We start from the raw sequence: 19,342 nt of genomic DNA, 5'->3' as shown, positions 1-19,342 counted from the left end.
TGTCACCAGGAGCGGCGGGCGCTCCTGGTCGCTGCCTCGGCGCCGAGGAGGCCGTAGTGGCCGTCGTACCTCGCGTACAAGGCGTGCAGGCGGCCGGTCGCGTGGTCCGTGAAGATGTCGAACGGTGCTCCGGTGAGGTCGAGCCGTCCTGTCGCCTCGGTGACGCTTCGGCGCTCGGCCGCGGCGAGCGCCATCGGCGGCGAGGTGACCTCGAGCCCGATCGGATTCGGTCGAGACTGGATGACGCGGTATCGGCCGAGACCGCTCCTGACCACGATGCTGTCCTGGCGGCTGAACTTCTCCCGGAACAGATGAAGCCGGTAGTCCATCGCGTTGAGCACGACGATGGCTTCTGCGACCGTCATCGGAGCCGGGCGGCAGATCTTCCGGCGGGCCAGCCGGCGCCGTTCAGGTGGCAGCAGCTCTGGCGGGGAGGGCAGGAGATCAGTGACGACGTGGCCTCGGAGACATGCCGCCAGCGCGCGCGGGTACACCCGCAGTTGCTCGATCGTGCGCATCGCGAGGACGGTGACGAGCTCGGTCATGGTCGCGGCGGCCGTCTGAGCCCGGACACGGTGCCCCGCGCTCAGCTGTACGTCGATTTGCGCGACCAGCGGTCTGCGCAGACCGGGTTCGGCGAGCCGGGTCAGCCGAACTCGGGTGTATGCCGTCCATGGACCGAGGATCGGCGCGAGATGCTCGTGGATCACCGTCGCGGCGTCGGTCGGAACGATCCCCGTCGTACTGACCGGAACCGTGGCCACCGAACGCAGCGGCAGGACAACTTGGCCTTCCGTGCTCATGATTCCCCCCGTAAGGCGCCTCAGTGTCTGTGCAGTTGCTCCGTCGTGAGAACGTGCGTATCGGGACCCGGGAAGAAAAGCGTCTCCGCGTCGGTGTCGTACCAGCGCACGAGGTACGGCGGTGCGCCGTCGGTGCCGTGCACTTCGACGATCAAACCGCGCCGTGACGGAGCACCTCGATGGTTGCTTTCGACTACCAGCCAGTTGCCTGCCGTCGCCCTCATGACCAGCTCCTTCCGGTCCCAATGGCTTCACGCTGCCACCATGCACCGGAACCGGTACAGGTCCGTTGGACCCTGAATCAGGGCCGTTGGTCCCGCCGCGCCGAGGCAGGAGTGGTGCTCATCAGCCGAGGAAGTGGCCGGCTGGGCGTTTGGGGGAGGGGGCGGAGGGTGGGCGGTGCGAGATGCTGCGTTGGGTGGCTTCGATGGCGGCGCTGACGTCGGCCGACCAGGCGCGGATCTTGTCCCAGTCGCGTGCGTCGCCGGCGAGGTTGCCTGCCGCGAGCCGGCGGGCCAAGAAGCCCTTCGCAGTAGCCGGTTCCAAACGGCCCGCGAACGTGACGGCAGGTGTGGCACCGATTTCCTGAGCGAGGTGACGGACGGCCGGCGGCATCGCCTGGTCCTCGTCCTTGTCCGGTCCGACCGGCCCGCTGTGGAAGAGCCAGACCTGGCGCTGCCGGAGGGCGCCGATGTTGTGGCGGAGGAACCGCACTGCGTCCCGACGCCAGCGGCGGATGTAGATCGCGCTGCCCAGGACCACAGCGTCGTACGGCGCGACGTCCTTCACTCCGGCCACATCGACAACGTCGACGGAGTGCCCGTGTGCGCGCAGCTCGTCACCGATCGCCGCGGCGATGTCCGCGGTCGCGCCCATCTTGCTGGCGTACGCGACCAACACCTTCTTGGACATAGGAACCTCCTTCGGGATCGCATCCAGGACACCAGTCGAAGCGGCGCGTCGGCAGTGCCCAACGGCCCGGTTCCTTAGGACCCAAAGGCACTGCCTCCATATGCCGTCACACGATGGACTGGTGTCGTCTCGAAGAAACCGGAGGTCAGGCGATGAGGCATCCGTTGAAGGTGTCGGACGTGATGACGCGCGACGTCATCACGGTCACCGAGGACACGCCGTACAAGGAGATCGTCTCGCTGCTGGCGGCGAACCACATCAGCGCCGTGCCGGTGGTGAACCAGTACGGCGGCATCGGCGGGATCGTCTCGGAGACGGACCTGGTCCGGAAGGAGGAGTTTCAGCGGCGGCGGACACCCTGGACGCTGCGCTGGTGGCGGCATGCAGCACGTTCGAAGGCCGCCGGGCTTCGGGCAGCTGAAGTGATGTCGCACCCTGCGGTGACGATCGAGCAGACGGCGACCATTCCCGAGGCCGCGCAGTTGATGGCGGCACGCGGGATCACCCGGCTGGTCGTGACTCACGACGACGTGCTGGCCGGAATTGTCACCAGGTCGGATCTGCTGAAAGCGTTCCTGGAGCCGGACGACCGCCTCCTGCAACGCGTCCGCCGGGAGGTCGTGGTCCACGCGTTGTGGGACGACCCGTTCAGCATCCAGGCCAGCGCCAAGGACGGTGTCGTGACACTGTCCGGCGAGGTCGAGCAGCGCAGTACGGCGGATGTCGTCGCGAAGCTGACCCGTGAGGTCGATGGTGTGGTGGGTGTCGTCAACCAATTGGCCTGGGTGTACGACGACCTGGCGTCGGCGCCGGACCTCCAGCCGTCACCCGAACTCCGGCGCCGTCCCTGATTGTCGAGTTCCGCCGACAGACCTGAGACGGAATCGATCGGTTCAGTCGTGGCTGCAGGTGCGCTTCGATGGAATGGTGATGCCGTTCTCGAGGGCGAGGCGGAGGAGACTGTCCAGCTCGCCGGAGTAGACGCGCTCGGAGTCGAGGTCCCCGGTCTCCTGGGCAGCGCGGAGTTGTTCCTGGGCAGAGGCGATCCGCTGACGCAGTTCCGCGGTGAACGTGTCCATGGTGGTTCTACCATATGCATGACTTGCAGAATTCTTCAATTCGTGATCGCATGAATTTCGCAGAACATGAAGCGAGCGAAGGGCGGAGGATGACGACACCGCTGCACCAGTTGAAGGCGGAGTTCTTCAAGACGCTGGGGCATCCGACGCGTATCCGAGTCCTCGAACTGTTGAGCGAACGCGAGATGGCGGTCAGTGAGCTCCTGCCCGAGGTTCGCCTCGAGGCCTCGAATCTGTCCCAGCAGCTGTCGGTCCTGCGCCGGGCCGGCCTCGTGTCGGCCCGCCGCGACGGCTCGCAGGTCTACTACTCGCTGACCAGCCCTCAGGTGGCTGAGCTGCTCGCCGTGGCCCGGGGCATCTTGACATCGGTGCTGTCGGATCAGGTCGAGCTGCTGGACGGTCTGCGCGCGGACTCCGTTGCCTCGGGGTTGGTACGGCGAGCCCGGTGAGAGATCTGTTCCGGAAGATCCGCTCGACCGGCCGGGTCGCGGAGCCCGCGCCGGAGCGGCGGCCGGTGCAGGACGACGTACTCCGGGGCTCGGTGCAGGTGCGCCATGTCGATGCCGGGTCCTGCAACGGCTGTGAGCTCGAGATCGGCTCGGCCTTCGGACCGGTGTACGACGCGGAGCGGTACGGCGCGCGCCTGGTCGCCTCGCCCCGGCACGCGGACGTGCTGCTGGTGACCGGTCCGGTGACCCGGAACATGGCCGACCCGTTGCGGAAGGCGTACGACGCGACTCCGGCGCCGAAGCGGGTCGTCGCGGTGGGGGACTGCGCACACGACTGTGGTGTGTTCGCGGGCGGTTACGGTGTCGAAGGTGCTGTCGCGGACGTGATTCCGGTCGATGGCGTCGTCCGCGGATGTCCGCCGGAGCCGCCGCAGATCATCGAAGCGCTGCGGGACCTGACCGGACGATGACGATCGGTTGGGCGCTGCTCGGTGTACTGGTGGTCGCCGGGCTGGGCGCGCTGGGTGCATTCGCCGCTGATCCACGCCGTCGTGCGGTGATCGCTGGGCTGTCGACCGTTGCCGCGGGTGCTTTCGGTGTCCTGGCGGGAGTGCTTGCGCTGGGCGGCCGGACGTTCTCGACGACGATCCCCGAGCTGCTGCCGCTGAGCGAGGCGTCGGTCGCTGTGGACGCATTGTCCGGGCTGTTCTGCTTGCTGATCGGTGGCGTCGCGGTCGTCGCCGGGATCTACAGCATCGGCTACTTCGGTGGCGGACACGCCGGATCGCGATCGGCGCAGGGGCTGCTGCCGCTGTTCGTCGCGGCGATGATCATGATTCCGGCGGCCGGGAACGTGACGACGTTCCTGGTGCTGTGGGAGCTGATGGCTCTGGCGTCCCTCGCTCTGGTGCTGGCCGAGCACCGGCTGCGGCCTGCCGTTCGCGATGCCGGTGTCTGGTACGGCGCGATGACGCATGCCGGTCTGGTCGCGATCCTGCTCGGGTTGGTGCTGTTCGCGTCGATGGCCGGTGGTGAGTCGTTCGAGGTTCTGCGCGCGGCGCAGCTGTCCGAGGGGGCTCGTTCGGTCGTCTTCGTGCTGATCTTGATCGGGTTCGGCTCGAAGGCTGGTCTGGTGCCGCTGCACGTGTGGTTGCCGCGGGCTCATCCGGAGGCGCCGAGCCCGGTGTCGGCGTTGATGTCGGCGGCGATGGTGAAGCTCGGCCTGTACGGCGTACTGCGCGTCGGCCTCGACCTGCTCGGCGGTGGTCCGCGCTGGTGGTGGATGCTGGTGCTGACCGTTGGCGGCGTGTCCGCGTTGTACGGCGTACTGCAGGCCAGTGTCGCGGTGGATCTGAAGCGTCTGCTCGGCTACTCGACGACCGAGAACCTGGGATTGATCTTCCTCGGCGTCGGCGCGGGTGGGATGTTCGCCGCTGCCGGCAACCGCACGCTGGCGAGTTTGCTGATCGCGGCCGCGGTGCTGCATGCGCTGAACCATGCGGGGTTCAAGACGTTGCTGTTCCTGGGTGCGGGATCGGTGCTGCGGGCGACCGGCGTTCGTGATCTCGACGACCTGGGTGGGCTGGTGTCGCGGATGCCGGTGACGGCGGCGTTGTTCGGCGTCGGGGCGTTGGCGGCCGCGGCGTTGCCGCCGGGCAACGGGTTCGTGTCCGAGTGGCTGCTGGTGCAGGGGCTGATCCACGGTCTGCCGGGCGCGGACGCTGTGACCGCGGTGTCGATGCCGTTGGCGGTCGGGGTTGTGGCGCTGACCGCGGGGCTGGGTGTGGCGACGTTCGTGAAGGCGTTCGGGGTCGGGTTCCTGGCGCGCCCGCGGTCGGAATCGGCGGCTGCGGCGAAGGAGTCGCCGCTGAGTATGCGCGGCGCGATGCTTCTCGCGGCGGTGGTGTGTACCGGCCTGGCGGTGGTGCCGGCCTCGCTGGGGCCGACCTTGGCTCGAATGTTGGAGGTACTGCCTTCCGTGCGGGACGGTTCGCCGTTGCGTGGTGGGGTGACGTTGCGGTTGGCGGGGATCCAGGGGTCGATGTCGCCGTTGCTGATCCTGGCGGGGCTGCTGTTGGCGGCGCTGCTTGTGGTCGCGTTGGTACGGCGTGGGCTGCCTCGTCGTGTGTCGTTGGTGTGGGGCTGCGGTGGTACGCGGCTCGACCCGCGGATGGAGTACACGGCGACCTCGTTCGCGGAGCCGTTGACGCGGGTGTTCGACGACGTACTGCGTCCCGAGAACGACCTCGACGTCACGCATCACGCGGAGTCGCAGTACCTGATCGAGAGTGTTCAATACCGGCAGCGCGTCGACGATCGGCTCGAGGGCGCTCTGTATCCGCCTGTTCTTGCTGCTGGCAACAAGTTCGGTGTGGTGCTCAGCCGGCTGCAGAACGGCAGCGTGCACAGGTATCTCGCGCTCGGCCTTGCCGGTCTGATCGCGGTCCTCGTTGTCGTGGGGCTGACCACATGAGTGTCGTTGGAGTTGTCGTCCAGGTCGTGCTGCTGGTCGTGTTGGCGCCGTACCTGGTCGGCTTGATGCGGCAGGTGCGTGCGCGGATGGAGGGTCGTGCGGGTGCCGGGTTCGGGCAGCCGTGGCGCGATCTGCGCAAACAGTTCCGCAAAGAGCCGATCACCCCGGCCGGATCGAGTTGGGTCTTCGCCGCGGCGCCGGCTGTGCTGGTGGCGACCACCCTGGTGATCGCGACGGTCGCACCCTTCGTCGCTACGGTGTCGCCTCTGGACGGGATCGCGGATCTGTTCGCGGTCGTCGCGTTGCTGCTGCTCGGGACGGTCGCCTTGGCGCTGGCCGGACTGGACACCGGTACGGCGTTCGGCGGCATGGGCGCCAGCCGCGAGATCACGGTCGCGGCGTTGGCCGAGCCGACGATCCTGCTGGCCGGCTTCGCGTTGTCCGCCCGGGTCGGTACGACGAATCTCGCCGCGATCGTGGAACGCGGTCAGCAGGCGCCAGGCGACGTACTGTCCCCGGCGTCGCTGCTCGCCGCGGTCGCGCTGGCCGTCGTGGTGATCGCGGAAGCGGGGCGGCTGCCGGTCGACAACCCGTCGACGCATCTCGAGCTGACGATGATCCACGAGGCGATGGTGCTGGAGTACGCCGGTCGTGACCTGGCGCTGGTGGAGTTCGCGTCGGCGCTGCGGCTGACGGTGTTGCTGGGGCTGTGGTCGAGTCTGTTCCTGCCGTGGGGCGTGGCTACTTCGGCGTCGCCTGTGGCATTGCTGATCGGGGTGGTCGCGTTCGTCGCGAAGGTCGCCGTACTCGGGGCGGTGCTGGCGGCTGGTGAGGTGTTCATGGCCAAGCTGCGGCTGTTCCGGGTGCCGGAGCTGCTGGCCGGATCGTTCCTGTTCGGTCTGCTGGCCGTCTCGTCCTCCTTCTTCCTGGCGTGATCATGACGACTCAATGGCTCTATCTGATCTGCGGCGGTCTGCTGCTGTCGTCGGTTATGGTCCTTTGGCGACGCGAGCTGTCCGCGATCGTCCGACTGCTCGTCCTGCAGGGAGTCTTGCTGGGCGGACTGGCCGGAGTTCTCGCCGTACGGCTGGACAGTGTCGAGCTGGGCGTGGTGGCGGTCGGCGTACTCGCGCTGAAGGCTTTTGTGGTGCCGAGCATCTTGCGCCGGGTCTTGCGGGACAGCGGCGAAGCGCGAGAGACCGAGCCGCTGACCAACGTGACGGCGTCGATCGTCGCGGCGGCCTTCCTGACCTTGCTCGCGTACGCCGCAAGTCGCCCACTCGTCCGACTGTCGCCGTCGGCCGAGACCCACGCGGTGCCGGTCGGGCTGGCGATGGTGCTGATCGGATTCTTCGTCCTGGTGACGCGGCGGCGGGCGCTGTCGCAGATCGTCGGGTTCCTGCTGCTCGACAACGGGATCGCGACGACCGCGTTCCTGATCACTGGCGGAGTGCCCGGGATCGTCGAGCTCGCCGTCTCCCTCGACGTACTGCTGGTCGTGCTCGTGCTACAGGTGCTGACAGCCCGGCTCCGTACGACCTTCGGCGGAACGGACATCGACGAGCTGCGGGAGTTGCGCGACTGATGAGTCTCACTGCGCTTCTGGTGGCGGCCCCGGTCGTCGCTCCGCTGGCCGCCTCCGCGGCTGCGGTGAAGCTGGGGTGGCGGCGTTCCGTTGCTGTCAGCACGGTCGTGGCCGCTCTGGTGGTTCTGACGGTCGGTGCAGGTACGTTGGTGTGGACCACCGACGGCGGCGCGGTCGAGGCCGGGAGCTGGCTGCGCATCGATGCGTTGTCCGGCGTGATGCTGATCGTCATCGGCGCCGTCGGCGCTGTCGCGACCTGTGCCGGGATCGGGTATCTGGACGAGGAGCTCGCGACTGGGCACACCACCGCGAATCGCGCCCGGTGGTACGGGGTCCTCGTGCCGCTCTTCCTGGCCGCGATGGTCGTCGCCGTACTGGCGAACAACCTCGGCCTGCTCTGGGCCGCGATCGAAGCCACCACGATCGTCACCGCGTTCCTCGTCGGCCACGGCCGATCGCGGAAGTCGCTCGAGGCAACCTGGAAGTACGTGATCATCTGCTCGGTCGGGATCGCGCTGGCGTATCTGGGGACGGTGCTGGTCAACTACGCGGCCAAGCAAGCGGGCGTCGTGGAGCACGGAACGCTCGACTGGACCGAACTCGTCGCGCACGCTGATGAGCTCGACCCGGGCGTGATGCGGCTCGCGTTCGCGCTGCTCGTGCTGGGGTTCGGGACAAAGGCCGGCCTTGTGCCGCTGCACAGTTGGTTGCCGGACGCCCACAGTCAGGCGCCGGCTCCGGTGTCCGCGCTGATGTCCGGCGTACTTCTGCCGGTCGCGGTCTACGCGCTGGCTCGCTATCGGGTCATCGCGGTCGCCAGCGTCGATCCCGGGTTCGTCCGCGGTCTGTTGCTCGTGGTCGCCTTGTTGTCGTTGCTGCTGGCGGCGGGGCTGCTCCTGGCGCAGCGCGACTACAAGCGGCTGCTCGCGTACTCCAGCATCGAGCACATGGCGCTCGCGGTCGTCGGGGTGGCGATCGGTACGCCGCTGGCGATCGCGGCCGCGCTGCTGCACATCGTCGGGCACGGTCTCGGCAAGGCAGTGCTGTTCTGCGGGGCGGGGGAGATCCTCGCGCGTGAAGGCAGCACCAGGATCGATGCCGTTCGTGGGTTGTTCACGCGTACGCCGGTCCTCGCCGGGCTGTTCGCGGCCGGCCTGGCCGCGTTGCTCGGGCTCCCGCCGTTCAGCCTGTTCGTCAGTGAGATCGGTCTGATCCGCGCCGGGATCGACGCACACCTGGGCTGGGTGATGGCCGTCGTGCTCGCCCTGCTGCTCGTCGTCTTCGTCGCGATCAGCACCAAGACGGCGGGCCTCCTCCTGGGGGCGGGGCCACCAGAGCCCCAGGGACAGGGAGGTGTCGCGACGATGACGGCACTTCGGGAATCGACCGTCGTACCGCTGACGGCTGGGCTCGTCGCGCTCGCCGTACTGGGCCTCGTCGACTGGCCGCTCGGCGCGCTGCTGCACGCCGCCGGCCAGATCGTGGGGACCCCATGAGCCCGGACGTCCGGACCTATCCGAACCGCCGCCAGTCGACGGTCACCGCGGCGAACCTCGCGGACCGGGCGACGGCCCTGCTGAAGAGCGGATTCCGCCTGGCGTTGGTCTCCGCGCATGACGACCCGGACGGCTTCCGCGTGGTGTACCTCTTCGTCGCCGCACAGCCCGACCGGCGACTCGAACTGGTCCTGACCACGAGTCGCTCCGAGCCCCGGATCCCAAGCCTGGCGGCGCTGTCGTTCCCGGCCGGTCGATTCGAGCGTGAGCTGCACGACCTGTTCGGTATCGACATAGCGGACCATCCGCTTCCGCAGCGGCTCGTGCTGCACCAGCACTGGCCGGACGGCTGGTTCCCGATGCGCCGCGACGCGGGAGAGCCGGCTGACTTCGGCGGGTTCGGCGACATCGACGAACCGTACCCGTTCGTGAAGGTCGACGGCACCGGCGTGTACGAGATCCCGGTGGGCCCGATTCATGCCGGGCTGATAGAACCCGGCCACTTCCGGTTCTCGGTCGTCGGCGAGACCATCCTGAAACTCAAGGCCCGGTTGTGGTTCGTGCACAAGGGGATCGAGAAGCTTGCCGAGGGCAGATTGATCGCCGACGTGCTGCCGCTGACAGAGCGGATCTCCGGCGACACGGCCGTCGGGCACGCTCTCGCGTTCTGCCTGGCCGTCGAAGAGGCCCGGGACTGGCGTGTGTCGGGACAGACCCAGGATCTGCGAGCGGTGCTGCTTGAACTGGAGCGCCTCTACAACCACGTGACGGATATCGGGGCCTTGTGCAACGACGTCGGCTACGGCATCGCCAACGCCCACGCGCAACGAATCCGCGAGCAACTGCTCCGCCTCAACAAGGACGTCACCGGCCACCGCCTCCTGCGCGGCGCGATCGCACCCGGTGCCGTCCGCGTCCGCTCCCTCCCCACACCGGAGGTCTTCGCCGCGATCGCCGCCGATATCCAGGAGGTCGTCGACATCGCGCTCGGCAACAGCGTCGTACTCGACCGGATGACCGGAACCGCCGTACTGACCCTCGAACAGGCCCGTGACATCGGGACCCTCGGGTACGTCGCCCGCGCCAGCGGACTCGACCACGACGCCCGCCGCGACCACCCCTTTACACCGCTGACGGCCCGGGTGACCGCCTCGGCACAGACCTCCGGGGACGTCCTGTCGAGACTCCTCACCCGCGTCGACGAGATCCACGCATCCGTCGCCCTGATCACCGAACTGCTCGCCAGCCGGCCACCCTTGAGCGCGGAAACACCCAAGCCCAGCTGGCTCGCCGCCGGACGGTCGTCCGGCGTCGGCCTGGTCGAAGGCTGGCGCGGAACGATCGCGCACCGGATCGAGTTCGCCCCGGACGGCACCGTGTCCCGCCTCAAGATCGTCGACCCGTCGTTCTTCAACTGGCCGGCTCTCCCGGTCGCCCTGGCCGACACGATCGTCCCCGACTTCCCCCTCACCAACAAGAGCTTCAACCTCTCCTATGCAGGGAACGACCTGTGATACCCCGGCGGCCGCGCCCGACGAAGATGGGACCTTTGCCCCTGACCTGGGACCGTCCCGACAGCGGAGTCTCGAGCCGGGGGAGTTCGGCTCGGGGCCTTGTCGTCACCGGCTTCTACTGTGGGGAGGAACCTCGTGAACACTGGTGAGGGCGTCATCGTGTGTGGGATCGACGGGTCTGCCGGCGGGCTGCGCGCGGTCGAGTGGGCATTCGACGAGGCACGTCGCCGGTCCTGCCGGCTGCGCGCGGTGACGGTCTGGTCGTGGGACGGGCCGGAGTACGGGCGGACGATCGGCAGCGCGGAGGAGGCCCGAAGGCTTGCTGTCGACATCCAGGACGAGATCCTGACCAAGGTCGTCGGCGAACGCCCCGAGCCCGAGCTCGAGAAGCTCGTCCTGGAAGGACGTCCGAGCGAACAGCTGTGCCGGGCAGCGCATGACGCCGATCTCCTGATCCTCGGCAGCCACGGCCACGGCGCGTTCCACGACGCCCTGGTCGGCTCGACCAGCCTGCACGTCGTCCGCCATGCGCCCTGTCCGGTGGTGCTGTTGCCCGACCCGGCCAGGGCTGAGCACGAGCGCAGGGCATCGAGGCCACGTCACCGGCTGCCAGGTCCGCAGGGCGGCGTCCCGACCTTCTGAGCGCTCACCGGCCGTCCAGCCAGCTGTCGCTGCGGCGATCCTCGGTAGGACTTCTGGCCCTGTCTGCCGGCGGCGGTGGGCTGGCATGCTGACTCCGGGACGGATGCCGTAACGGACTGGAGGTTGACGAGGTGCCTGCCGATGGTGGCGTCGTCGAGCTTGGACGCAGGCACGGTCTGACCACGGAGCAGGTCGCCGAGCGGGTCGCGGCGGGGCGGACGAACGCGGTTCAGGTGCGGACCAGCCGGACCTTCGGGCAGATCGTTCGGGCCAATGTCTTCACGTTCTTCAACGGGCTGCTCGGGCTGCTCCTGGTCGCCGTCATCGCGACCGGTCAGTGGCGGAACGCGCTGTTCGGGCTGGTGATCCTCACCAACTCCGGGATCGGAATCATCCAAGAGGTACGTGCCAAGCGGACACTGGATCGGCTCGCCCTGCTCAACGTCACCAAAGCCCGCGTCGTGCGCGACGGTTCGCCGGGCGAGATCGACGCCGCCGACGTCGTCCAGGACGATCTCGTGCGACTCCGCACCGGCGATCAGGTGCTCGCCGACGGCCCAGTGGTGGCCGCCGAGGGTCTCGAGATCGATGAGTCGTTGCTGACCGGGGAGTCCGATCCGGTGCTCAAGACGTCGGGTGACGAGGTGCGATCAGGGTCGATCGTCGTCGCCGGAACTGGCGAGTTCGAGGCGCGGGCGGTCGGCGCCGAGACGTACGCCGCCCGGCTGGCCGCCGAGGCACGCCGGTTCCAGATCACCCGCTCCGAGCTGGTCGCCGGTACGACGAGACTGCTGCGCTGGATCTCCTTGGTCCTGCTCGTCGTCGCGCCGGTGTTGCTGTGGTCGCAGTTCCGGAGCACGGACAACGAGGGCTGGCGGGACGCGGTCACCGGAGCTGTCGCGGCGATCGTCGGGATGATCCCCGAGGGGCTTGTGCTGCTGACGTCGCTGGCGTTCATGCTCGCGATCGTGACACTGGCGCGCCGGCAGACGCTCGTCCAAGAACTGCCGGCAGTCGAAGGACTGGCACGGGTCGATGTCGTCTGCCTGGACAAGACCGGCACGCTGACGCACGGCAACGTGGTGTTCGGCCGCATCGAACCACTCCTACCTGAGCCGGTCGACGACGTACTTGCCTTGATCGCCGCCGGCGGCGGCTCGAACGCCACCTCCGACGCGCTGCGCGCCGCGTTCGGGCCGTCGGACTCGACGGCTGTCGCACGGGTGCCGTTCTCCTCGGCCCGCAAATGGCAATCGGTGACCGTAGGCGGCGCCGCCTGGGCACTCGGTGCGCCCGAGATGGTGCTGGTCGATGAAAACGACCGGGCGGGTAGGGCGGCCCGGCGCCGCGCGAACGACGTGGCAGCTGGAGGAGAGCGGGTGCTCGTGCTGGCCCGTGGCGTGCCGCACGAGGGCAACGTGCTGGAGCTGCCCGCGGAGCTTGTGCCGATCGCGCTCGTTGTACTGACGGAGAACATCCGTGATGACGCCGCCGCGACGATGCGGTACTTCACCGAGCAAGGCGTCGCGCTGAAGGTGCTGTCCGGCGACAACCCGCGGACAGTCGGTGCGGTGGCCGCGGCGGTCGGCGTACCAGGTGTCAACGGCTCCGACGATGCCGTCGATGCGCGGACTCTGCCCGAGGACCCCGACGAGCTGGCCGACGTACTCGACCGGTCATCGGCGTTCGGGCGGGTGAGCCCGCACCAGAAGCGCGCGTTCGTGAAGGCGCTGCAGAGCCGAGGTCATGTGGTCGCGATGACCGGCGACGGCGTCAACGACGCGCTCGCGCTGAAGGACGCCGACATCGGGGTTGCCATGGGCAACGGGTCACCCGCCACCCGTGCGGTGGCGCAGCTGGTGCTGCTCGACGGGCGCTTCGCCCATCTGCCCGATGTCGTCGCCGAGGGACGCCGGGTGATCGCCAACATCGAACGGGCCGCGAACCTGTTCCTGGTCAAGAACGTCTATTCACTGGTCCTGGCGCTGATCACCGCGACCGCTCTGGTGGCGTATCCGCTGGAACCGATCCAGCTCACGTTGATCTCGAACCTCACGATCGGGATCCCCGCGTTCTTCCTGGCGCTCGGCCCCAACACCAGACGGTATCTGCCGGGCTTCCTCGGCCGGACGCTACGGTTCGCGGTTCCTGTCGGTGTGGTGACCGCCGTCTGCGCCTTTGCGGGTTACCGCCTGATGCGTGTGGTCGATCCCGGCTCGGGCGTTACCGGCGCTCGTACCGTCACCACCGTCGTCGTACTGGTCGTGTCCTTGTGGACGCTGTCGATCCTTGCTCGGCCACTGCGGCTGTGGAAGGTGGCACTACTCGCCGCGATGGTCCTGCTCGCGGCTGTCGCCGTACTGGTTCCCGCAATCGGCCACGGCCTGTTCCTGCTCGAGGTCACGCCGTACCGGCTGCTCGCCGCCCTCGCGCTGGCTGCCGTTGGCATCGCTCTGGTCGAGGTCACCTCCCGAATCGGCCGCCGACGATGGGATGGCCTGTCTGTCCCTCATTGACGGGACTTTCGACCCTGTGGCGGGACTGCTGGAGCGGGCTACAGCTAGAGGTATGTCCGACTTCGCCTGGCCCCTGCGTAGGTCGGCGCCACGCAATCCATGGTTCCGGCAGCACCCGTCCATCGCCTTTGTGGTGGCGGCGGGGCTGTACGGCGCCGTTCTGTTGCTGACGCTGTTCGCCGGTACGCCAGGCGACGACTACTTCTTGCTGTACGTCTTCCCGGTCGCTCTGATCGCGATTACGTTCGGCCTGCGCGCCGGCGCTCTTGCCGGGCTCTCTGCCGTTGCCTTCGTCGTGGTTTGGGTCGTCCTGCGTGACGTCTCTTTTTCCACTGCAGGGTGGGCAGCGCGCGTTGCGCCACTGCTGGTGCTCGGTCTGCTGCTCGGCAGAGCGGCCGACCGACTGCGCTGGGCAGAGGCCGAGCGTCTCCGGCTGGAGGCAGCCGCACTGCTGCACCGCGAGGCGATCGAGATCAACGATTCGCTGGTACAGGGCATGGCCGCGGCCAGGTGGTCCTTCCAGGCCGGTGAGGTGGAGGCCGGCCTCAAGATCCTCGACGAGACCCTCAACCAGGCCCAGGAGTTGGTCTCCGACCTGATCCGACGGGCCGGGATGGGGCCGAGTGGTCCTGCCCGAACCGGGACGTTGGGCTCTGGGGAGCGCCGCCCACAGGTCGGATCCTCGAAACACCGCTGAACGTCGGCGGCAGGCCGGCGAGTATCGCCATTCCGGGCGGCGGCTCGCGTTACCGGACCGGTGAGGAGGCGGTGATGTCGACCCCGGCGCTGTCGGTGGCGCACTTGGGCAAGCGGTTCGGCGACCGGGTGGCGGTCGACGACGTCAGCTTCACGGTGGCGCCGGGGGAGACGTACGGTCTGCTCGGCCCGAACGGGGCCGGCAAGACCACGACGATTCGCCTGGTCTGTGGGCTGTTGCGGGCCGACCGGGGAGAGGTCCTCCTGGCCGGTTCTCCGGTCGGCCCGGCGATCCCCGACGCGAAGCGGCACATCGGGTACGTCCCGCAGGAGATCGCCCTCTACCCGGATCTGACCGCCCGCGAGAACCTGCGGTTCTTCGGCCGGTTGCACGGGCTGCGGGGCAAACCGTTGAGTCGTCGGGTCGGCGAGGTGCTCGAGTTGATCGGACTGACGGATCGAGCCGGCGACCGCGTGGAGTCGTTCTCCGGCGGGATGCGACGGCGGCTCAACATTGGAGCCGGGTTGTTGCACCAGCCGTCACTACTGGTCCTCGACGAGCCGACGGTCGGTGTGGATCCGCAGAGCAGGCATGCCGTGATGGAGAGCGTGCGGTCGTTCGGCGCCGCGGGTATGGCGGTGCTGTACACCACTCACTACATGGAAGAGGCGGAGCGGCTCTGCGACCGCGTCGGGATCATCGACCACGGGCGATTGGTCGCCGAGGGCACCCGTCGGGAGCTGGTCGCGCAGCTCGGCGAGCGCGACCGGATCAACCTGACCGCGACCGGCGATCTGGCTCTGCTCGCCAACAGGTGCCGGGCGCTCGCGGGTGTCGACCGCGCGGACGTCAAGGACGGAGCGGTGCAGCTGATCGCGTCCGACGGGCGCAGGCTGCTCCCCGACGTACTCGAGGCAGCTGACCGGACCGGCGTGTCGGTTCGGTCGGTGGACGTGGACGAGCCCGATCTGGAGGCCGTCTTCCTGCACCTGACCGGTACGGCGTTGCGGGAGTGATGATGTACGCCGCACTCGTGATCGCCGCCAAGGATCTCCGCCAGCGTTTCCGCGACCGGTCGGCCCTCGTTCTCGGTTTCGTCGCGCCGATCGCAGTGGCGGCGCTGATGAGCTTCGCCTTCTCAGGTGTGGAGAACTTCCACGCCGACGTCGCCCTGGTGGACAACGATCGGGGTCAGATAGCGGCCGCGCTGAGGACGGCGCTCACCGGACCGGAACTGTCTGAGGTGCTCACGATTCGTGACGCCGGCGACGAGGCCGAGGCTCGCAGGCTGATCGGCGACGGGGACGTCGGCGCCGCCTTCGTCGTGCCCCGCGGATTCAGCGCCGCCGCGGTCGGTGACGAACCGGTGGGTCTGCGTGTTCTGGCTGATCCGGACGAGCCTCTGCAGGCGGAGGTGGCGCGGGCCGTCGCGGATGCCTACGTCACACAGCTCAACGCAGACCGGCTCTCCGTGCACACGGCGCTCGCAGCCGGCGTCTCCCGAAGCCGAAGTGATGAGCTAGCCGCGGCGGTGGCCGGCCTCCGGCTGCCCGAGTCGGTGGAAGCGCGGCCGACCGGGTACCGGCAACTCACGACCGCGAGCTACTACGCACCCGCGATGGGGATCCTGTTCGTGCTGTTCGCGATCGGCTTCACCGCGCGCAGTTACTTCGCCGAGGCGCGCACCGGGACCTTGGAGCGGATCGCGGCGGCGCCGGTACGCCGTGGCGCTGTACTGCTCGGGAAGTCGCTCGCCGTGTTCGTCTACAGCGTTGCCAGCCTGGGCACGCTCGCGGTCGTCTCCTCGCTGGCCTTCGGCGCGCGATGGGGGCCGGTGCTCCCGGCCGCGGCGCTGATCATCGCCCTGTCGGCCGTTCTCGTCGCCTTCACGGCTCTCGTCGTCGCCGTGGCCGGGACCGAACGGCAGGCGGACGGTATCGCGTCGATGGTGACCTTCGCGCTGTTGCTGCTCGGCGGCAACTTCGTCCTGGTCAGCCAGGCACCAGAGACGCTGCGCACGCTTGCTCTGCTGACCCCCAACGGCTGGGCGCTTCGGGGGTTCACCGATCTCGCCACCGGTGCCGCGGCGACCAGCGCGATCCAACCCGTACTGATCATTCTCGGGATGGCCGGCGCTCTCGGAGCGGTGGCTGCTCTCGTCATCCGCTGGAGGTCGGAGTGAGGACCGTACTGACTGTGGCCGGAGCCTCGCTGCGCCGGATCCTGCGCGACCGAACCGCGTTGTTCTTCATCGTGGTGCTCCCTGTCGTGATCATCGTCGTCGTCGGCGCCGTCGTACAGAACCCAGGAGGATTCCGGATCGGCGTGCTCGACGGCCGGCGGTCCGGTCTTGCGTCCGGCCTCGTCGACGAGCTGAAGGCTGCTGGGCCGCTGCACACCATGACGGACGAGGCAGCCGCTCGTACGGCGCTCCGCCGCGGCGAGCTCGACGCCGTCGTACTGATTCCGGCCGGTCTGGACGCCAGCCTCCTGGCAGGTGACGAGGTTCGTATCCCAGTGCTGGCGGGTGGTGCCGAGTCGACGCAGGCCGCCGTACGTTCGGCGGTCGGGGCCGCGGTCGCGCGGCATGCGGAGCGGGTACAGGCCGCGGCGTTCGCAGCCCGGATGACGGGAACCACGGCCGCACAGCAGTTGCCGAAAGCAACCGCACTTCAGCCGGTGACACCGCGCATCGGCATCAGCACCGAGAACGTCGCGACCGGGAGCGACTTCCTCCCGCTCGGCTTCAGCTACAGCGCGCCGACGATGCTGGTGGTCTTCGTCTTCATCAACGCGCTCGCCGGTGGTGCCGCGATCGTGCAGACCAGGCAGCTCGGCATCTACAGCCGGGCCCAGGCAGCGCCGATCCGGGTGCGGAGCCTGGTGCTGGGTGAGGCATTGTGCTATCTGACGTTCTCGGTGCTCCAGTCCGTCCTGATCGTCGCGGTCGGCGCTCTGCTGTTCGGTGTCAGCTGGGGTGACCCGCTGGCCGCGGCCACGCTGATCGGCAGCTGGGCGCTCGTGGGGACAGGGGCAGGCATGCTCGCTGGGGCCGTCTTCAAGACGCCGGACCAGGCATCCGCGATCGGCCCCGTCATCGGGATCGCGTTCGGCATGCTCGGTGGTTGCATGTGGCCGCTGGCCATCGTTCCGGATGCGGTCCGGACGCTCGGACACGTCACGCCCCACGCGTGGGCGGTGGACGCCTGGATCACCGTGCTGTCCCGGGACGGCGGCGTCGTCGACATCGCGACCAACCTCGCCGTACTGGCGGCCTTCACCGTGGGCATGCTCGCCCTCGCCGCGGTCCTCCTCCAACGCCGATTGACCAGCTGAGGAGCAGTCGGCAGTGTCCTGATCCGGTCGGCGCGCATCACCGGGCAGAATGATTCGGGAAGCGAGCGCTCAGGGGGCCACGTGATGACGTTCTCGGTACCGGGGGTCGCGACGTTGCGTGGGTATCGTCTGAGCTGGCTGCGGTCGGATGTGGTTGCGGGTGTCACGGTGGCGGCGTACTTCGTGCCGCAGGTGATGGCGTACGCGCAGCTGGCCGGCCTGCCGGCTGTCACAGGGCTGTGGGCCGCGCTCGTGCCGCTCGTGTTGTATTTCGGCCTCGGCTCCTCGCGAATCCTTTCGCTCGGTCCGGAGTCGACGACCGCGCTGTTGACGGCGACGGCGATTGCCCCGCTGGCCGCCGGTGATCCGGTCCGGTACGCCGGTCTGGCCGCTCTGCTGGCGCTACTGGTCGGGGCAGTGTGCCTGATCTGCTGGGTCGCCCGCCTCGGCTTCCTCGCGGATCTGTTGTCCAAGCCGGTGCTGGTCGGGTACTTGGCCGGGATCGCGGTGATCATGATGACCAGCCAGCTCGGCCGGCTGACCGGTGCCCCGGTGGATGGTGACTCGCCGCCGGCCGAGGTGTTGTCCGCGATCCGGCTGATCGGAGAGTGGCAAGTGGCTCCGGTGGCGCTGTCGGTCGTCGCGATCGCACTGCTGTTGGCGCTCGCGCGTTGGACGCCTCGGCTGCCCGGTCCGCTCATCGTGGTCGCGCTCGCCGCGGCGGTGACGTGGGCCGGTGACCTGGGCGACAGTGGAGTGCGGCTCGTCGGCGCGGTGCCGAGCGGTCTGCCGGAACCGCGCCTGCCAGGCGTGGATGGGAGCGACATCGGACTGCTGGCACTCGCGGCGCTCGGCGTTGCGCTGGTCGGCTACACCGACACCGTGCTGACCGCTCGGGCGTTCGCGGGCCGCGGCGAGCGCATCGATCCGGATCGCGAGTTTCTCGTTCTCGGTCTGTCGAACGTGTCTGCCGGAGTACTGCAGGGGTTCCCGATCAGCAGCAGCGGCAGCCGGACCGCGCTCGCCGAGGCCGCCGGGGCGAGGAGCCAGGTGTACTCGCTGGCAGCCGCGGTCGCTATCCTCGCGACGCTCCTGTTCGCAGGGCCGCTGTTGTCCACCTTCCCGATCCCGGCGCTGGGTGCCCTGATCGTGTACGCCGCTCTGCGGCTGATCGAGCTGTCGGAGTTCCGCAGGATCGCCTCTTTCCGCCGCAGCGAGCTGTTGTTGGCGTTGGCAACGACCGTCGGCGTGATCGCACTGGATGTGCTGTACGGCGTACTCGTCGCTGTGGCGCTGTCGGTGCTCGACATACTGCGTCGCGTCGCCCGGCCGCACGACGGCATTCTCGGCTACGTCCCCGGCATCGCGGGCATGCACGACATCGACGACTACCCCGACGCCCGCCCGGTCCCCGGTCTGGTCGTCTACCGCTACGACTCACCGTTGTTCTTCGCCAACGCCAACGACTTCCGTCGCCGCGCGCTGGCCGCGGTGGACGACGCGCCGACGCCGGTCCGTTGGTTGCTGCTGAACGCCGAGGCCAACGTCGAGATCGACATCACCGCGATCGACGTCCTCGACACCCTCCGCGAGGAGCTCGAGGCCCGCGGCGTCGTGCTCGCACTCGTCCGCGTCAAGCAGGACCTCCGAGACGACCTCGACGCGGCCGGATTCCTCGGGCGCCTCGGCTCCGACCGCGTCTTTTACACCCTCCCCACCGCGGTCGAGGCATTCCACCGCGACACCGGCACCTGACGTCGCGCAGATCACATCAGCGGCAGGCCGGGATAGGACCTTCGGCCCTACGGGCGCGAGCGGGACGGGCGTTCGCTCGAAAGTA

Annotated in this window: 19 protein-coding genes; 15 read left to right on the top strand and 4 right to left on the bottom strand. The window is 68.7% G+C overall.

The features are described from left to right. Positions 1-2: 2 nt before the first annotated feature. The 3 genes from OHB24_RS35230 to OHB24_RS35220 all read right to left on the bottom strand — a co-directional run bounded on the left by OHB24_RS35230 (position 3) and on the right by OHB24_RS35220 (position 1,715). Complete coding sequence (locus tag OHB24_RS35230) at positions 3-803, bottom strand: sigma 54 modulation/S30EA ribosomal C-terminal domain-containing protein (protein WP_327635226.1); 801 nt, start codon at positions 801-803, stop codon at positions 3-5. 20 nt (positions 804-823) lie between these two features. Continuing rightward, on the bottom strand, positions 824-1,027 hold the full coding sequence (locus OHB24_RS35225; RefSeq protein WP_327635225.1) for a DUF1918 domain-containing protein: 204 nt from the start codon (positions 1,025-1,027) through the stop codon (positions 824-826). Positions 1,028-1,148: 121 nt separating this feature from the next. Then, on the bottom strand, positions 1,149-1,715 hold the full coding sequence (locus tag OHB24_RS35220) for a flavodoxin domain-containing protein (protein WP_327635224.1): 567 nt from the start codon (positions 1,713-1,715) through the stop codon (positions 1,149-1,151). A gap of 152 nt (positions 1,716-1,867) precedes the next feature. Between OHB24_RS35220 and OHB24_RS35215 the strand changes: the two genes are divergently transcribed. Next, on the top strand, positions 1,868-2,566 hold the full coding sequence (locus tag OHB24_RS35215) for a CBS domain-containing protein (protein WP_327635223.1): 699 nt from the start codon (positions 1,868-1,870) through the stop codon (positions 2,564-2,566). A gap of 42 nt (positions 2,567-2,608) precedes the next feature. Here the strand turns inward: OHB24_RS35215 and OHB24_RS35210 are convergent, their stop codons facing one another. After that, positions 2,609-2,794, bottom strand: coding sequence for a hypothetical protein (locus OHB24_RS35210; RefSeq protein WP_327635222.1), 186 nt, complete (start codon positions 2,792-2,794; stop codon positions 2,609-2,611). A gap of 89 nt (positions 2,795-2,883) precedes the next feature. Here OHB24_RS35210 and OHB24_RS35205 point away from each other — a divergent pair, with 89 nt between their 5' ends. The 14 genes from OHB24_RS35205 (at position 2,884) to OHB24_RS35140 (ending at position 19,257) form a co-directional block, all read left to right on the top strand. Continuing rightward, entirely contained in the window at positions 2,884-3,243 is a 360-nt protein-coding gene (locus tag OHB24_RS35205; RefSeq protein WP_327635221.1) for an ArsR/SmtB family transcription factor, read from the top strand. After that, positions 3,240-3,713 carry an NADH-quinone oxidoreductase subunit B family protein gene (locus tag OHB24_RS35200; RefSeq protein WP_327635220.1) on the top strand — a complete coding sequence of 158 codons (474 nt, stop codon included), beginning with the start codon at positions 3,240-3,242 and terminating at the stop codon, positions 3,711-3,713. Before OHB24_RS35205 ends, OHB24_RS35200 begins: the two co-directional genes overlap by 4 nt. Next, complete coding sequence (locus tag OHB24_RS35195; RefSeq protein ID WP_327635219.1) at positions 3,710-5,716, top strand: proton-conducting transporter transmembrane domain-containing protein; 2,007 nt, start codon at positions 3,710-3,712, stop codon at positions 5,714-5,716. Before OHB24_RS35200 ends, OHB24_RS35195 begins: the two co-directional genes overlap by 4 nt. Next, the gene (locus tag OHB24_RS35190) at positions 5,713-6,651 is read left to right on the top strand and encodes a respiratory chain complex I subunit 1 family protein (protein WP_327635218.1); all 939 of its coding nucleotides are present in this window, start codon (positions 5,713-5,715) and stop codon (positions 6,649-6,651) included. The genes OHB24_RS35195 and OHB24_RS35190 overlap by 4 nt, the downstream gene beginning before the upstream one ends. Positions 6,652-6,653: 2 nt before the next feature. After that, complete coding sequence (locus tag OHB24_RS35185) at positions 6,654-7,301, top strand: hypothetical protein (RefSeq protein WP_327635217.1); 648 nt, start codon at positions 6,654-6,656, stop codon at positions 7,299-7,301. Further along, positions 7,301-8,797, top strand: a complete 1,497-nt coding sequence (locus OHB24_RS35180; protein ID WP_327635216.1) for a proton-conducting transporter transmembrane domain-containing protein — start codon at positions 7,301-7,303, stop codon at positions 8,795-8,797. Before OHB24_RS35185 ends, OHB24_RS35180 begins: the two co-directional genes overlap by 1 nt. Beyond that, positions 8,794-10,311, top strand: a complete 1,518-nt coding sequence (locus OHB24_RS35175) for a hydrogenase large subunit (RefSeq protein ID WP_327635215.1) — start codon at positions 8,794-8,796, stop codon at positions 10,309-10,311. The genes OHB24_RS35180 and OHB24_RS35175 overlap by 4 nt, the downstream gene beginning before the upstream one ends. 135 nt (positions 10,312-10,446) lie before the next feature. Further along, complete coding sequence (locus OHB24_RS35170; RefSeq protein WP_327635214.1) at positions 10,447-10,953, top strand: universal stress protein; 507 nt, start codon at positions 10,447-10,449, stop codon at positions 10,951-10,953. 131 nt (positions 10,954-11,084) lie between these two features. Further along, the gene (locus OHB24_RS35165) at positions 11,085-13,469 is read left to right on the top strand and encodes an HAD-IC family P-type ATPase (RefSeq protein WP_327635213.1); all 2,385 of its coding nucleotides are present in this window, start codon (positions 11,085-11,087) and stop codon (positions 13,467-13,469) included. A gap of 52 nt (positions 13,470-13,521) precedes the next feature. Beyond that, complete coding sequence (locus OHB24_RS35160) at positions 13,522-14,166, top strand: hypothetical protein (RefSeq protein WP_327635212.1); 645 nt, start codon at positions 13,522-13,524, stop codon at positions 14,164-14,166. A gap of 74 nt (positions 14,167-14,240) precedes the next feature. After that, complete coding sequence (locus tag OHB24_RS35155; protein WP_327635211.1) at positions 14,241-15,182, top strand: ABC transporter ATP-binding protein; 942 nt, start codon at positions 14,241-14,243, stop codon at positions 15,180-15,182. Positions 15,183-15,184: 2 nt separating this feature from the next. Next, positions 15,185-16,348, top strand: a complete 1,164-nt coding sequence (locus tag OHB24_RS35150) for an ABC transporter permease (RefSeq protein WP_327635210.1) — start codon at positions 15,185-15,187, stop codon at positions 16,346-16,348. Next, positions 16,345-17,502, top strand: coding sequence for an ABC transporter permease (locus OHB24_RS35145; RefSeq protein WP_327635209.1), 1,158 nt, complete (start codon positions 16,345-16,347; stop codon positions 17,500-17,502). The genes OHB24_RS35150 and OHB24_RS35145 overlap by 4 nt, the downstream gene beginning before the upstream one ends. A gap of 84 nt (positions 17,503-17,586) precedes the next feature. Beyond that, on the top strand, positions 17,587-19,257 hold the full coding sequence (locus OHB24_RS35140) for a SulP family inorganic anion transporter (protein WP_327635208.1): 1,671 nt from the start codon (positions 17,587-17,589) through the stop codon (positions 19,255-19,257). Positions 19,258-19,342: the final 85 nt, after the last annotated feature.

The organism is Kribbella sp. NBC_00482, from assembly GCF_036013725.1.
Lineage (GTDB): Bacteria > Actinomycetota > Actinomycetes > Propionibacteriales > Kribbellaceae > Kribbella.
This window is presented reverse-complemented; position numbering and strand designations above follow the sequence as displayed.